The organism is Corynebacterium mendelii, from assembly GCF_017307055.1.
Taxonomy (GTDB): domain Bacteria; phylum Actinomycetota; class Actinomycetes; order Mycobacteriales; family Mycobacteriaceae; genus Corynebacterium; species Corynebacterium mendelii.
The window spans coordinates 522,220-536,712 of sequence record NZ_JAFLEQ010000003.1 but is presented as its reverse complement, the minus strand read 5'-3'; the positions used below and the strand labels follow the sequence as shown (position 1 = coordinate 536,712).

13 protein-coding genes are annotated in these 14,493 nt (G+C 65.4%); all 13 read right to left on the bottom strand.

The window, feature by feature from the left end:
- A partial coding sequence (locus JZY06_RS12135; protein ID WP_304503397.1) for an RNase adapter RapZ occupies positions 1–150 on the bottom strand: 150 nt, incomplete at its 3' end.
- A gap of 48 nt (positions 151–198) precedes the next feature.
- Complete coding sequence (uvrC, locus tag JZY06_RS02140) at positions 199–2,244, bottom strand: excinuclease ABC subunit UvrC (protein WP_207118117.1); 2,046 nt, start codon at positions 2,242–2,244, stop codon at positions 199–201.
- A 79-nt stretch (positions 2,245–2,323) separates the two neighbouring features.
- Positions 2,324–2,881, bottom strand: coding sequence for a PH domain-containing protein (locus JZY06_RS02135; protein WP_377769007.1), 558 nt, complete (start codon positions 2,879–2,881; stop codon positions 2,324–2,326).
- Between the two features lie 132 nt (positions 2,882–3,013).
- Positions 3,014–3,649 carry a riboflavin synthase gene (locus JZY06_RS02130; protein WP_207118113.1) on the bottom strand — a complete coding sequence of 212 codons (636 nt, stop codon included), beginning with the start codon at positions 3,647–3,649 and terminating at the stop codon, positions 3,014–3,016.
- Between the two features lie 364 nt (positions 3,650–4,013).
- Positions 4,014–4,706 (bottom strand): ribulose-phosphate 3-epimerase, encoded by a 693-nt coding sequence (gene rpe, locus JZY06_RS02125; protein WP_207118111.1) that lies wholly within the window; start codon positions 4,704–4,706, stop codon positions 4,014–4,016.
- Positions 4,707–4,803: 97 nt separating this feature from the next.
- Positions 4,804–6,417, bottom strand: coding sequence for an RsmB/NOP family class I SAM-dependent RNA methyltransferase (locus JZY06_RS02120; protein WP_207118109.1), 1,614 nt, complete (start codon positions 6,415–6,417; stop codon positions 4,804–4,806).
- Complete coding sequence (gene fmt / locus JZY06_RS02115) at positions 6,414–7,370, bottom strand: methionyl-tRNA formyltransferase (protein ID WP_207118107.1); 957 nt, start codon at positions 7,368–7,370, stop codon at positions 6,414–6,416. The genes JZY06_RS02120 and fmt overlap by 4 nt, the downstream gene beginning before the upstream one ends.
- Before the next feature lie 278 nt (positions 7,371–7,648).
- Positions 7,649–9,667: a primosomal protein N' gene (locus JZY06_RS02110; protein WP_207118105.1), complete on the bottom strand. Its 2,019-nt coding sequence runs from the start codon at positions 9,665–9,667 to the stop codon at positions 7,649–7,651.
- 16 nt (positions 9,668–9,683) lie between these two features.
- A complete protein-coding gene (metK, locus tag JZY06_RS02105; protein ID WP_207118103.1) occupies positions 9,684–10,904 on the bottom strand; it encodes a methionine adenosyltransferase in 1,221 nt (406 codons plus the stop codon).
- Between the two features lie 287 nt (positions 10,905–11,191).
- A complete protein-coding gene (gene coaBC, locus JZY06_RS02100; protein WP_242516436.1) occupies positions 11,192–12,436 on the bottom strand; it encodes a bifunctional phosphopantothenoylcysteine decarboxylase/phosphopantothenate--cysteine ligase CoaBC in 1,245 nt (414 codons plus the stop codon).
- A gap of 351 nt (positions 12,437–12,787) precedes the next feature.
- Entirely contained in the window at positions 12,788–13,066 is a 279-nt protein-coding gene (rpoZ, locus tag JZY06_RS02095; RefSeq protein ID WP_207118099.1) for a DNA-directed RNA polymerase subunit omega, read from the bottom strand.
- Between the two features lie 81 nt (positions 13,067–13,147).
- On the bottom strand, positions 13,148–13,729 hold the full coding sequence (gmk, locus tag JZY06_RS02090) for a guanylate kinase (protein ID WP_207118097.1): 582 nt from the start codon (positions 13,727–13,729) through the stop codon (positions 13,148–13,150).
- A 220-nt stretch (positions 13,730–13,949) separates the two neighbouring features.
- Positions 13,950–14,276, bottom strand: a complete 327-nt coding sequence (gene mihF / locus JZY06_RS02085) for an integration host factor, actinobacterial type (RefSeq protein ID WP_207118095.1) — start codon at positions 14,274–14,276, stop codon at positions 13,950–13,952.
- Positions 14,277–14,493 lie beyond the last annotated feature (217 nt).

Here is a 14,493-nt window from a genome sequence, read left to right as displayed (position 1 = left end):
CATCAGGGGGCCGGGAATGTTGTGCGCGCAGTACCAGCCCATGTCCTCCATCACGCGGGCGGCGCTGGACAGTCCGGCACCGGACATGCCGGTGATCAGTACCGGAGCCTCATCGATGGCACGGTCCGTGGATTCGCTTTGCTCGCTCATAGTTGCCCATAGTAGCCAAACGGGCATTGCCTGTGGGAGCCGTGTGTCTCACGGGTGCAAACTGTCGTGGACGGCCTGGGCCAGCTGGGGGCCGAAACCTTTCACCTCGCGGATCTCCTCGACCGTGGCCTGTTTGAGCCGCTTGACCGAACCGAAGTGTTTGACCAGTTCGGTGCGTCTGGCAGGCCCCAGGCCCGCCACCCCGTCCAGTTCGGAAACCCGCAGCCGTTTGCTGCGCTGCTGCCGGTGGTAGGTGATGGCGAAACGGTGCGCCTCGTCACGGATGTGCTGCAGAAGAAACAGCCCGTGGCTGCCGCGGGGCAAAATCACCGGTTCATCATCATCGGGCACCCAAATCTCTTCCAGCCGTTTCGCCAGACCGATCAGGGTGACATCGGTGACCCCCAGTTCGTCGAATACTTCCCGGGCGGCCGCCACCTGCGGGGCACCACCATCGACGATGAACAGCTGCGGCGGGTAGGCGAATTTTCTGCCGTCGGTGGACTGCTCCTCGATGTCGGGGGCTTCATCGCGGAAACGGCTGCCGTCGAATTCATCCTCCCCGGGCACCCGTCGGATGTCCTCGCGGTGGCGCAGGAACCGGCGGCGGGTGATTTCGGCGATCGACGCCACATCATCGGAGTGGCCGTCACCTGCGGCATCTTTGATGCGGTAGCGCCGGTAGTCGGATTTTTTCGGCAGACCGTCCTCGAACACCACCAGTGAGGCGACCACATCGGTGCCGGAGATATGCGAGATATCGGTGCATTCGATCCGCAGCGGTGCGTCCTCCATGCCCAGCGCCTGCTGGATATCGCCCAGGGCCTGCGAGCGGGTGGTCAAATCGCCGGTTCTTTTCAGCTTGTGCTGTTTGAGTGCTTCCGCCGCGTTTTTCGCCACCGTGTCGGCCAGTGCTTTCTTGTCTCCCCGCTGGGCAACCCTGACAGTGACTTTCGCCCCGCGCAGCTTACTGAGGAAATCGCAGGTCTCCTCCACATCACTGGGCAGCACCTGCACCAGGACTTCCCGTGGCACCGGTGATACCCGCGCCAGGTCGGCGTGTTCATCCTTGTCGACTCCCCGCCGCACAATAGTGCCGGTGGTGTCGTTTTCGCGTTCCACGGCATCGCCGTAGAACTGGACGAGAAAGTTCTGCACCATCTCGGCGAGTGCCGGGTCAGAGTCCACATCACCTGCCGCCCGGCCGAAACTGTCACCGGTTTTGTCGACCACCCAGCCGCGCTGGCCGCGGATACGCCCGCCGCGGACGTGGAAGATTTGGATTGACACCTCCAGCTCGTCGGCGGCCAGGCCCACCAGGTCGGCATCGGTGCCGTCCCCCAACACGACCGCCTGGCGCTGCATGGCTTTGGAGATCGCGGTGAGATCATCGCGCAGCCGGGCGGCTTTCTCGAACTCCAGATTTTCCGAGGCTTTCTCCATCTGGCGGGTGATGTTTTTGACGACCGCGTCGGTGTGCCCGGACATGAACGAGCAGAAATCGTCGACGATGCGCCGGTGTTCGGCGGGGCTGACCCGGCCGACACAGGGCGCGCAGCATTTGTCGATGTAGCCCAAAAGACACGGCCGGCCCAGCTGCCGGTGCCGGTTGAGCACCCCGGTCGAACAGGTGCGCACCGGAAACACCCGGGTGAGCAGATCCAGGGTTTCCCGGATCGCCCAGGCATGGGAATAGGGTCCGAAATAGCGGATGTGTTTGCGCCGCGGGCCGCGGTAGACAAACGCCCGGGGAATCTCCTCACCCGTGGAGACCGCCAGAAAAGGATAGGTTTTGTCGTCGCGGTATTTGACGTTGAACTTCGGGTCGAATTTTTTGATCCAGGTGTATTCCAGCTGCAGGGCCTCGACCTCGCTGGCCACCACCGTCCATTCCACGGAGGCGGCGGCCTGCACCATCTGCCGGGTGCGCGGATGCAGCTGCGACAAATCCTGGAAATAGTTCGACAGCCGGGAGCGGAGATTTTTCGCCTTGCCGACGTAGACGACCCGCCGGCTGGCGTCACGGAATTTGTACACCCCCGGATCGGTGGGAATGGTCCCCGGTGCCGGGCGGTAGTCGGTGGGGTCAGCCATGGTGGGCCACCGGTTGCTGGAGGGCGGCCCGGTGGTGTGAACCGGGCCGGACAGAGCTGTTCGAGGTCAACGCCATCGATCAATCTTCGGGCATGTATTTGTCTTCCAGCACACTGAAGTCGTGGACGGCCTTAACCACGTCGGCGCCATCCCCGGCCTGGAAAGCCAGCAGCGGGACGAATTCGAATTCGGGAAGCTCAAGCCTGGCCCACCGGGCGGTGCGGGGAAAGCTCAGCCCGTAGACGACTTCCCACGGGTAGAACCGGGCGGTGGTGAGGTTGCGAACTTCCACGCCGTCGCAGTTGGCGCGCACCCGCGGCCGCATGATCGACAGCGCCAGCCCGGAGAAAATCAGCCCCAGGCCGATAAACGCCCACTGGTCGACCGGGGTGACCCGCACCCCGGTGTCCCCGATACCGACAACAATGGCCATGAAAATGTGCACCGCCATAATCACCGCCACCGCTATCCAGGCGACCACCACCAGTCGTTTTGAGGTATGGGTGAACTCCCACGGTTTCAGGCTCGTCGAGGCACCGTCGGCGATGGCGTACTGCGCGATTTCGGAGCGGTTGTCCACGGCTGCTGACGCGTCGTCTGCGTGCGCGGTTTCGTTTCCAGACACTGAAATAGTCAACGCTTTCATTCGAGTGGTCGGACAGGTGTGCGGTAACCGGTGGCGGGCCGGAAGCCACGGCGCCCGGGCACCTGAGATGATTGTAGTAGCCGGCCAACGTTCGCCCGCAGGCGGCGGGCGAACGGCGGGCTGTCAACCGTGCGGGGTCATCGCCGGGGATTCGCGCTGCGCGTGGCCCTGCCGCATGGCCACAATGGCGTCGATGTATTTGGCGAACAGGTCGATTTCGAGGTTGACCCTGGTGCCGACGGCCAGATCACCGAAAATGGTGTTGCCCAGCGTCAGCGGGATCAGCGAGACCTCGAACCAGTGCTCACCCCGCTCGGAGACCGTCAGCGAGATGCCGTCCAGGGCAACCGGTCCTTTGCGCACCAGGTGGGTGGAAAAACGCTCCGGAACCGTAAACCGCAGGGTGTCGAAGTGGTCGGTGCTGCGGCGGGCGACAAGTTCGGTGACATCATCGATGAAGCCCTGCACCAGATGCCCGCCCAGCGGGGTGTGCAGCGCCAGCGGGGTTTCCAGGTTGACCCGGCTGCCCTCGGTGAGAAGCCCCAGGTTCGTCGCCTGCAGGGTATCTTCCATCACCAGCGTGGAAAACACGCCGCCGGCACTGGACAGCACCGTCAGGCAGCAGCCGTTGACGGCAATCGAGCTGCCTTTGGTGATGGTCTCGCCCAGCCTCGGCGCGGACACTTCAAGCCGTGCCGCATCCCCCAGATCCTCTGCCTTGGTCACTGTGCCGATTTCCTGCACGATTCCGGTAAACATAAGCGGACGAACGGCTCCTTTGGTTGGCGGCTGCGGGCGGCCCGCGGGGCGCGGGGGCTTCCCGGCCCGGGCACCTGTCGGTTGCCCCGGCCGGGATCGGCGGGGATGGGTTGGACACTGCTGGCTTGCGGCGGGTGCGCCGGGGGAGAAAAACTCCGCCGGACACCCTTTTCATGCCCTGTTGCGGACATGGACCTGTCCGGGGGTGGAAAACGGTCGCCACCAGTGCCTGTGCAATAACGGCATAAACCTAGGTCAATGCTAGTTGCTCCGTCGGCGCGCCGGGTAATCCGGGGGTGGTGAACCAACCCCGACGGTATCCGTAGCTGGCAATCTCGGGTTGGGTTTTCGGTCCCGGACGCGGTCAGTCACGCCCCGCCGGGACACCACGGGCGGTATCCGCCAGCTCCCGCAGGACAGTGATTTCCCCGTTGGGGTCATCCGCCCCGTAGACCGCCGAACCGGCCACGAAGGCGTCACACCCGGCTTCGGCGGCCTGGGCGATGGTGGCGCGGGAAATACCGCCGTCGATGTTGATGTCGACGTCAAGCCCGTGGCTGTCGATGTAGCTGCGCAGGGCACGGACTTTACCGAGGACCTCCGGCATGAACGCCTGGCCGCCGAAACCGGGTTCCACACTCATCACCAGCACTTCGTCGACGTGGTCGAGACCGGCCAGATAGTCCTCGATGGGGGTGCCCGGCTTCACCGAAATACCGGCCCTGGCGCCGAGTTGGCGGATGGTGTCGCACACCGCGGTGAAATCCTGGTCCGGGGCAAGCGCTTCGACGTGGAAGACAACCGTGTGGGCGCCGGCCCGCACATAATCCGGCGCCCACCGGGCGGGATCGTCGATCATCAGGTGCACATCCAGCGGAATGTCGGTGCTGGCGTGGACGGCTTCGGTGACCCCGACGCCGAAGGTGAGGTTCGGCACGAAATGGTTGTCCATGATGTCGACGTGAATCCAGTCGGCGTTGCTGACCGCGTCAAGTTCGTCGGCCAGCCGGGAAAAATCGGCGGACAAAATGGAGGGGGCAATAAGGGATCGTCGCATAGTCCACGAGTCTATCCGCCGGATTCGGCCGCCGCCGCGGATTGCCCGACCCGACGCACCCGGTCGCGGCACCGGCCGTGTCGACCGGGTGGGCGGGTCAGATGGTTTTTTTCAGCACCGCGGCAAACATGGCGTCGGTTCCGTGGCGGTGCGGCCACATCTGCACCGAGGCAAACCCACCGGTATCCCTCATGCCGCAGAAATAGCTGCCGGCGGGCAGTTCCACCAGGTTGTCGTGGGATCCCGCAACAGCATCGACCACCCCGCGGGTTTCCCGGATATCGGGCGAACAGGTCGAATAGATGATCACCCCGCCGGGACGCAGCAGCCCCACCGCCGATTCCAGCAGTGCCTGCTGCAGTTCGGTCAGCTCCGCGATGGCGGATTCCCGTTTCACCCAGCGGGCTTCGGGCCGGCGGCGCAGCGCACCGAGACCGGAGCACGGCGCATCCACCAGAATGCGGTCGTAGCCGGGCTCCAGCGGCGGGTTGGTGCCGTCGGCGGTGATCACCGTCACCGGCATGTCGCGGACTGTTTTCCTGATCAGCTCCGCCCGGTGCGGGGCCAGCTCCACGGCATCCAGGCGGGCACCGGCAATGGCGGCAATACCGCCGATCAGGGCGGCTTTGCCGCCCGGCCCGGCACACAAATCCAGCCACCGCCCGCCGTCGGGGCCGTCGACGGGCACTTCGGTCAGTGCCCGGGCGATCAACTGCGATCCCTCATCCTGCACGGCGGCCAGCCCCTGGCGCACGCAGTCGAAATCGGCCGGGTTGCCGGAGTCGAGATACGCCCCGTAGGGACTGAACCGGGCCGGTGCGGCACCGGTGAGCGCGCACAGTTCTTCCTGGGTCAGTTCGCCGGGGCGGGCCACCAGGTGGATACCGGGGCGGCTGCTGTCGGCGGCCAGGGCCTCATTCAAATCAGCGGGAAGCTTCCCGTCGGCGGGCCGCGGTCGCGGATCCTCCGGCCCGGCCGCGAGCGCCGCGGCAAAACTCTCGGCAATCCATCCCGGGTGGCCGGTCATCCAGGCGGCGCGCGCCAGCGGATCAGACGGCGCCAGCGTGTCCAGCCACACCGACGCTGGGGTACGGGAGATTCGTCTCATCACCGCGTTGACGAACCCGGTCACCCGTCCCCCTGCCAGAAGCCCCGCCAGACGAACGGTGGTATCGACTGCCGCATGGGACTCCACTTTGGTAAACAGCAGCTGGTAGACGCCCAACCGCAGGCAGTCGAGCACCACCCCGTCCAGTCGGCCCACCGGCCGGTCACTGGCCGCGTCGATAATGGCGTCGCAGATACCCATGGTGCGCAGGCTGCCGTAGGTGATCTCGGTGGCAAACGCCGCATCCCGGCCGGACAGCTGCGCCTCGCTGAGAAACTGCGGCAGCACCAGGTTGCCGAATGCGCCGTCCTCGCGGACTTTCCACAGCACATCGACAGCCACCCGGCGTGCCATATCCACCGCCGGGCCGTCTGCCGGGGCAAGGAACCGTCTGTTTTTCGGGTTGCCTGCTCTGCCCCGTGTGGCGGCCGCACCGCCGCTACCGGCGGCGCCGCGCCGGGAGTGCGCGGCCGGGCCGGCGGTTGCGTTTTCCCGCCCGCCCCGGTGGGTCCGTCGGCCCGGCCGGCCGGCAGCCGACGGGGCGGGGGTTGTCGGTGGGGTGGGTGGGGTGCCGCCTGCCCGGGACCGGAATCCGCCGCTCATTGCAGCACCATCCCGTCAATGTCGCGGTTGCCGTTGACGAAAGCATCGGCGTCCATCATCGGTTTTCCGGGCGGCTGGATTCGGGTGATCTCCACCGGGGTGGTGCCGGTGGCGACAATAAGCCGCATCCCGTCGATAATCACCTGCCCGGGCTGACGCTGCGGGGTATCCGCACTCTCGGGGCCGGGGTCGGTCAACCGGCCGATTTTGATCCGCCTGTCCCCCGCCATGGTCCACGCACCCGGTGCCGGGGTCACCGCCCGCAGCATCCGGTCAATGGTTGTTGCCGGTGCGCTCCAGTCGATGCGGGCATCGGCGGTGGTGATTTTCCCGGCGTGGGTGACCCCTTCGGCGGGCTGCGGCTGCGCGACAATCCGGCCGTCGGCCAACCCGTCCATGGTGGAGCTGAGAAGCTCGGCCCCGCAGTCGGCCAGCTTGCCGAGCAGACTGCCCGCGGTGTCGGTGCCGGTGATCGGGCACGGCTGTGCCGCCAGAATCGGCCCGGTGTCAAGTCCCTTGTCGATACGGAAGGTCGTCGCCCCGGTGGTGGTGTCACCGGCGGCGATCGCCGACTGCACCGGGGCGGCGCCCCGCCACCGCGGCAGAAGGGAAAAGTGCAGGTTGACCCACCCGTGGGGGGCGATAGCGAGAAGATCTTCCGGGATCAGCGCCCCATAGGCCACCACCGGGAGGCAATCGGGTTCCAGTCCGGCCAGTACCCGGCGGATCTCATCGCCGTCGTCGGTTCCCGCGGCAAGCATCTGCGGGGTGAACACGTCAATGCCGTGCTCGAGGGCGAACTGTTTGCAGGCCGAGGGATGCAGGGTGCGTCCCCGGCCGCGGCGGGCATCGGGCCGGGTGATCACCGCGGCGATCTCATGGCGGGGGTTGGCGGCCAGTGCGGCAAGCACATGGGCGGCGGGGGTGGGTGTTCCGGCGAAAACAAGACGCATGGGTGGACTGTGTACCGGTGCCTTCCTGGTGTCGGGAAAAAATCAATGGGCGGACAAACAAGCAAAACTGTTGGGGTGCACCCGGCGGTGCACCCGGCGGCGGCAACGGCCGAAACGGTCCTCCGGGGAAAAACAACCGTTCCCCGGCAACAGGCCGCCGTGGTTTGATCATAGCGGCACACAGACACAGCACCACCCCCCCGGCGGCACCCCAGCGGCCCACGGGGCGCACCCGGTACCCCACGGAACGGCCCCCGGTGGGGGTGGATTCGCCGCGGCTAGCCGACAGTCAAGGGATCAACCTGGATTCTCAGGGGGGCGCCGGGGGCGGTCACCGCCCGCAGTACCCGTGCGGCCCGTAAGGCCCCACCCAGCAGCGTCCGGTCGGCGGCCGTACCCGGGCAGCGGACAATCAGCCGCTGGGCAACCCCCAGGGCTTTGTCATCCCAGTGGCCGGGAAGGCCCACCCCGCGGGGAAGATCGACGGGACCCAGGATGTCAAATTGTTCCGGCAGGTCAAGGCCCGCGGCAAATTCGGTGATGGTGGCCTGCGGGGCGTCGATGACAGCCATGTGCACCGCCGGGGGGAAGCCCACCTCCGCCCGGTCGGCCAGCTCCCGCCGGGCAGCACCCACCGGGTCGAAACGGATCAGATGCTGCACCACCCGGTGGTGGGGTTCGGCAACCACCACCACTTCTCCCCCGGCATCGGCCGGGCGGGCCAGAAACGCCGCCTGCAGCCAGTGCCGGAGGGCTTTTTCCTCCGCCCGCAGATCATCCCGGCCCAAAAGCGCCCAGGTATCCAGCAGCAGTACCGCACCGTAGCCGGGGCCGGTGGCCACCGGTTCCGCCCCCGGGGTGGCCACCACCACCCTGGCAACGTCGCCGTCAACGGAGTCGATGACATGCCCGGACCCGGAGGAAACAACCGAGCAGGGGGCGAACGCCCGACCCAGCTCTTCTGCGGTGCGGGCCACCCCTTTGACCTGTGCCCGCAGCTTCACCGACCCGCACTCCGGGCAGCGCCAGTTGGCTGCCGGGCGCCCGCACCAGCGGCAGGTGAGCACCCCACCGCCGTCGCGGTAGCCGACCGGGCCATTGCACGCCGCGCAGCGCGCCGGGGTGAAACAGCTCCCGCAGCCCAACGACGGCACATAACCGGCCCGGGGCACCTGAACCAGCGCCGGGGTATTGTTGGCCAGCGCTTTTTTCACCGCCTGGTAGGCCACAGACGGCAGCCGGGCGGACCCGGCCCGCGGATCCCGGTGCAGCGCCTGCACCGAATCGGCGGCCGCCCGCACCACCGGTCGGCCGGCCCGGAGGACATGGTCGTCGCCGAGAAGATCATGCGCCCAACCCGACTCGACCATCATCTGCACTTCCGCGGTGCGGCTTATTCCGCCCAGCACCAGCGCGCAGCCGGTCAATGCCGAGCGGGTGGTGACCACCTCCCGGGCATGGTCGTAGGGGCTGCGCGGATTGACCAGATTGTCGTTGCCGTCATCGATGATCACCGCCAGCCGCAGATTGGCCACCGGGGCGAAAGCCGCCGACCGGGTGCCGATGACCAGCCGTGACTGGCCGGAAGCGATGGATAGAAAGCGCCGGTAGCGTGCCTGATCACCCAACGCCGAGTGAAGCACCGTGATCTGTTTGGCCCCCACCCATTTTTTCAGCTCCCGCTCAACCCGGTCCAGATGCCGCTTGTCGGGAACCACCACCAGCACCCCGCCGCCGTCCATGGCGGTTTTCGCCGCCAGCGCCGCCACGGCGGTGGCCGGGTTGTGCCCGGGGGCGATCTGCCAGGCGGCGCGGACTGTTTTTCCCGCCAGCACCGCATCGACGAACCCGGTGCCGTGCCGGTAGAGCGCCCAGGGGGACAAATCCGGCTCTGTTGCCTGGCCCAAGTCCTGCCAGGGGGTGGAAAAGTCCGATTTCTCTGCGGCGGCGATCCGCGGCGGAACAGCCGCCCGGATGACATCCTGGGTGATCGCCCCGTAGCGCACCGCCAGTTTGTCGATCAGGGCGAACATGTGGTCGCCGACAACCGGCGACGGGGTGACAACCTTGTTGATGAAGGCCAGGGACCCGTGGTGGGTCTGCTGGTCGGTGCGGTGGTAGACCAGCCCGTCGACCAGCCTGCCGGAAAAACGGATCCGCACCTTCACCCCGCGCACACAATCGTCGGCCAGTTCAGCCGGGACCCGGTAGTCGAACAACCGGTCCAGGTGGGCGGTCCGCACAAGAGGCAGCACCTGTGCCACATCGTTGTCGGGTGCGGGGGTGCGGGGTGCCATGAAACCTTATGCTAGATCACAACCCGGCGGCCTGCCGCAGTGCCTCGGCGCGGTCGGTGTTCTCCCAGGGAAGGTCGAGATCAGTCCGCCCGAAATGACCGTAGGCCGCGGTTTGGGCGTAGATGGGGCGCAGAAGATCAAGATCCTTGATGATCGCCGCCGGCCGCAGATCGAAGACTTTCTCCACCGCAGCCTGGATGTCGGCGTCGCTCAGCCCGTCGGTGGCGGTACCGAAGGTTTCCACATACAATCCCACCGGTTTGGCCCGGCCGATGGCATAGGCGACCTGCACCTCAACCCGGTCGGCAAGACCTGCCGCCACCACGTTTTTGGCCACCCAGCGCATGGCGTAGGCACCGGAACGGTCCACCTTCGAGGGGTCTTTGCCGGAGAATGCACCACCGCCGTGGCGGGCCATGCCGCCGTAGGTGTCGACAATGATCTTCCGCCCCGTCAAACCGGCATCCCCCATCGGTCCGCCGACCACGAAGGATCCGGAGGGGTTGACCAGAAGGTTCAGCCCATCGTCGACGAAACGGCCCAGATGCGCGTCCCGCACCACGAAATCAACGACGTGTTCCTTAATCTCCCGGGCCAGCTGCTCCTGGGAGACGTCCTCGGCGTGCTGGGTGGACACCACCACCGTATCCAACCGCAGCGGCTGGTCATTGTCGTCGTAGGCGAAAGTGACCTGCGTTTTGCCGTCCGGCCGCAGCCCGGGGATGATGTTGTCCTTGCGGCACTGGGTCAGCCGGCGGGCCAGCCGGTGGGCGGTGGCAATGGGAAGCGGCATGTATTCCGGGGTCTCGTTGGTGGCGTAGCCGAACATCAGGCCCTGATCCCCGGCCCCTGCCTTATCCAGCTCATCGGTGCCGCCGCCGCGGGCTTCGGTGGAGTTGTCCACCCCGGCACCGATCTCCTGCGACTGCTCCCCGATGGCCACGGTGACACCACAGGTGGTGCCGTCAAAGCCCACCTGGGAGGAAGTGAACCCGATGTCTTTGAGTTTCTGGCGCACAATCTGCGGGATTTCGACGTAACCGGCGCAGCGGACCTCACCGACAATATGCACCAGCCCGGTGGTGACCACCGTTTCCACGGCAACCCGGGAATTCGGATCCTGGGCGAGCATGGCGTCCAAAATAAGATCGGAGATAGCGTCGCAAATCTTGTCCGGGTGCCCCTCGGTCACTGATTCGCTGGTGAACAGTCTCGTCGCAGAGCTTGTGTCAGACACGGTCGGTCACTTTCTTTCGCTGCAGATGTTTTTTCAAAAACGCTCGGTGCCGACGGGATCGTCCCCGGCCGGCATCGGCCGGTTCCCGCGCGGGGCAGCCACCGGGCCGCGCACCGGACCATTGCCGACGGCCGTTTACCGGCACCGGACTCAATCTAGACCAAGCTGTCTAAAAAGGCAAGCCCCGGCTTGTTCCCTCCCGTTTTGCCCGTTTTTCCAGCAGTTTTTCCTCGCGGCGGCCGGGTTGTCCGGGTGGGGCACCGCGGTAACCCGGGGAGGTGCCCGGACTAGAAGCGGGCGGCGACCGCCTCCAGGATGCGGCGGGCAACAACAAATTTGTCCCCCCGTTCGATCGTGGTCACCGATCCGTTGCTGCCCAGCACCCATCCTGCATTGATGTTCCGGCCGAACACCTGTCCGTCGGAGACATCGTTGACCATGAGCAAATCCACTCCCTTGGTGGCCAGCTTTGCGCGACCGTGCTCCAGCGGCCCGGCGGTGTCATCGCCGGTTTCGGCGGCAAAGCCGACCAGGGTGATCCCCTCCGGCAGCTGCCCCTGTCGGCGGGCATGAACCAGACCGGCCAGAATATCGGGGTTTTCGGTCAGCTCAATGTGCCCGAGGCTGTCGCGCCCGCCGGCTTTTTTGATTTTGCTTCCCGCGGTGTGGGTGGGCCGGAAATCAGCCACCGCGGCAGCCATGATCACAATGTCGGTGTCAGCGGCCCGGTGATTGACTTCCTGTGCAAGCTCCAGGGCGCTGCGGACACGGATCAGCCGGGCACCGCAGGGAGTGGGAAGACAGTCGGTGGCGGCGGCAATGACACTGACCTCAGCCCCCATGTGGGCGGCGACTTCCGCCAGGGCGAATCCCTGCTTGCCGGAGGACCGGTTGCCGACAAAACGCACCGGATCAATATCTTCCCGGGTGCCGCCGGCGGTGACGAGAAGTTTTTTCCCCTCGAAAAGTCTGGACAGGCTGCCTGTTTCCCGCACCAACGAGGCCATGCGGTGGATTTGCTCCGGTTCAGGCAGGCGCCCGGTGCCGGTGTCCTTGCCGGTCAACCGTCCGCTGGCCGGTTCAAGCACCGTGATCCCCCGGCCACGCAGGGTAGAGACATTGGCCTGTGTCGCCGGATTGAACCACATTTCGGTGTGCATCGCCGGTGCCACCACGATCGGGCAGGTGGCTGTCAAACATGTCGCGGTGAGCATGTCATGAGCCATTCCGGCGGCCAGGCGGGCCATAAAGTCGGCGGTTGCCGGAGCCACCACCACCAGATCGGCGTTTTTACCCACCGACACATGCCGCACACTATCGACATGCTCGAACACACCGGTGGTCACCGGGTTGTGCGACAGCGCCTCAAAAGTGGCGGCCCCGACAAACCGCAGCGCATTCTCGGTCGGAATGACCGTGACATCGCAGCCAGTCTCGGTGAGAGCCCGCACCAGGTGACAGGCCTTGTAGGCGGCGATGCCACCGGTAACGCCGACGACAATACGGGCGGGCTGCTGATCGACCGTTTTCAACGTGGGTCCTTTCGTGACAGAAAAGCGGCGGCAGCCGCGGGGTTTTGAAAAAACCGGAGCGGTTTCCGGTTCAAGGCTATCGGAGTCCCCGTCGGACAGGTGACCAAAGGGCAGTAAAACCCCCGTCCTGTCCGCCCACGTGCGCTGCCGGTGTGCGGCGGATTCCGGGATCATGCGGCGGGCATGAAAAAACTCCCGCGGCGGGCATGGACTGGCCACACCCCGGTGCGGGAGTATTTTTCAAAAAACAACGACGTCTCTTACCGCCCCACGTCCCGGGTCAAGGGCGTGGTCGACGAACCCGGTGGGATGTGTGCGCACACCGTCACCGGGTCAGACCTGGCGCCTGCTCTAGCCTTCTTTGTGCTCGAGAAGGCCTTCGTCGATTTCCCTCAGGGCAATCGACAGCGGCTTTTCGCGCTGCCGCTGCGCGACCAGGGGGCCGACGAATTCGAAGACGCCGTCATTGGCCTGCTGGTTGTAGCTGTTGATCTGCCGGGCGCGTTTGGCCGCGAAAATCACCAGGGCGTACTTGGAGGTGACGTGCTCGAGAAGCTCATCGATCGGCGGATCGGTGATACCGGTCGGCGGATCGAAGACCTTTTTGTTGGCGGTATTGTCCTGACTCACGGTTTCTATTGGTTCACCTTCGAAAAAAATGTGCGGATGGGTGTTGTCTTTGTATTCTGCACCATGGTGCAGCTGCGGTGGCTACTCGGTAGTGCCGGTGAGAATGTCGCGGAGCGCGGCGACAGCGTCGTCGACATTGTCGTTGACGATAATGTGGTCGAATTCTTCCCTGGCGTCAAGTTCCCGGCGGGCGGTTTCCAGCCTGCGTTTGACAGCCTCGTCGGTTTCAGTCCCCCGGCCGGTCAGCCGTTTGACCAATTCTTCCCAGCTCGGTGGGGCGAGAAACACGCTGATGCATCCCGGACGGGAGGCCCGGACATTGCGCGCCCCGGCCAAATCGACTTCCACCAGCACGGGACGGCCTTCTGCCACTGCCTGATCAACCGGTCCGGCCGGTGTTCCCGAGCGTTGCAGCCCACCGTGGATGTCGGCCCATTCAAGCATCTCCCCGGCTTCGATGTGCCGCTGGAACTCGGTGGGGCTGACAAACAGGTAGTCGCGACCATCAACCTCCCCCGGCCGGGGGTTTCTGGTGGTCATGGACACCGAAAAATACAAGTCCGGGATTTCCTCGCGGAGCCTTTGGACAACCGTGGATTTGCCGACCGCGGAGGGTCCGAGCAACACCACGAGACGACCTGTGGAACAACCGGTGGCGGCCATGTACTTCGTGTCTGCCTTTGATCTGGGGTGGAAAAATCTGTGTCGGGGCGGTGGTGCCGGCGGTGAAACCACCGGACCAGCTGCCCCGCCCCCTTGGCTCGGCTCCCCGGGCCGCAGCGGCCGCAGGGTGTGCCGGCCGTTTTGGCGGAAGGGAAAAAGGGGGCTTAAACGGTGATGACCGGGGGCACGGTCTGTGCCCCCGGGAAATCAACCGTGGTGTTTATTTGTCAGCTTCGAAGCCGAAACGCTCCAGCAGAGCGCGGCGCTGGCGGTCACCGAGACCACGCAGGCGGCGGGTCTGGGCGATTTCCAGCTCTTCCATGATCTCCTTGGCCTTAACCTTGCCAACCTTCGGCATGGCTTCGAGCAGTGCGGAAACCTTGGTCTTGCCGATGATCTCATCGGACTGCGCTTTTTCCAGAACCTCTTTCAGGTTCGTTCCACCGCGCTTGAGCTTTTCTTTCAACTCAGCACGGGCTTTGCGCGCTTCTGCTGCTTTGGCGAGGGCTTCTTTGCGCTGCTCATCGGTCAACTTGGGAAGGGCCACTGGGTTCCTCCGTTACTTGTAGGTGTGTTCTATCAAAAAGTGTTGTCCACGCGGCGGCGGAGTCCGCCCGGCATAAAGAGAATCTTTCGCCCCGGCCGCGTGGTGGTCCTGCACCGAAAGGCACAGGTGACGGCATAATTTCACGGCTGTACTTTGCCGAGCTTTGATCAGTGTAGCACTGCGGGAATAAACCGGCAGGTCATAACCGTACTAGGTT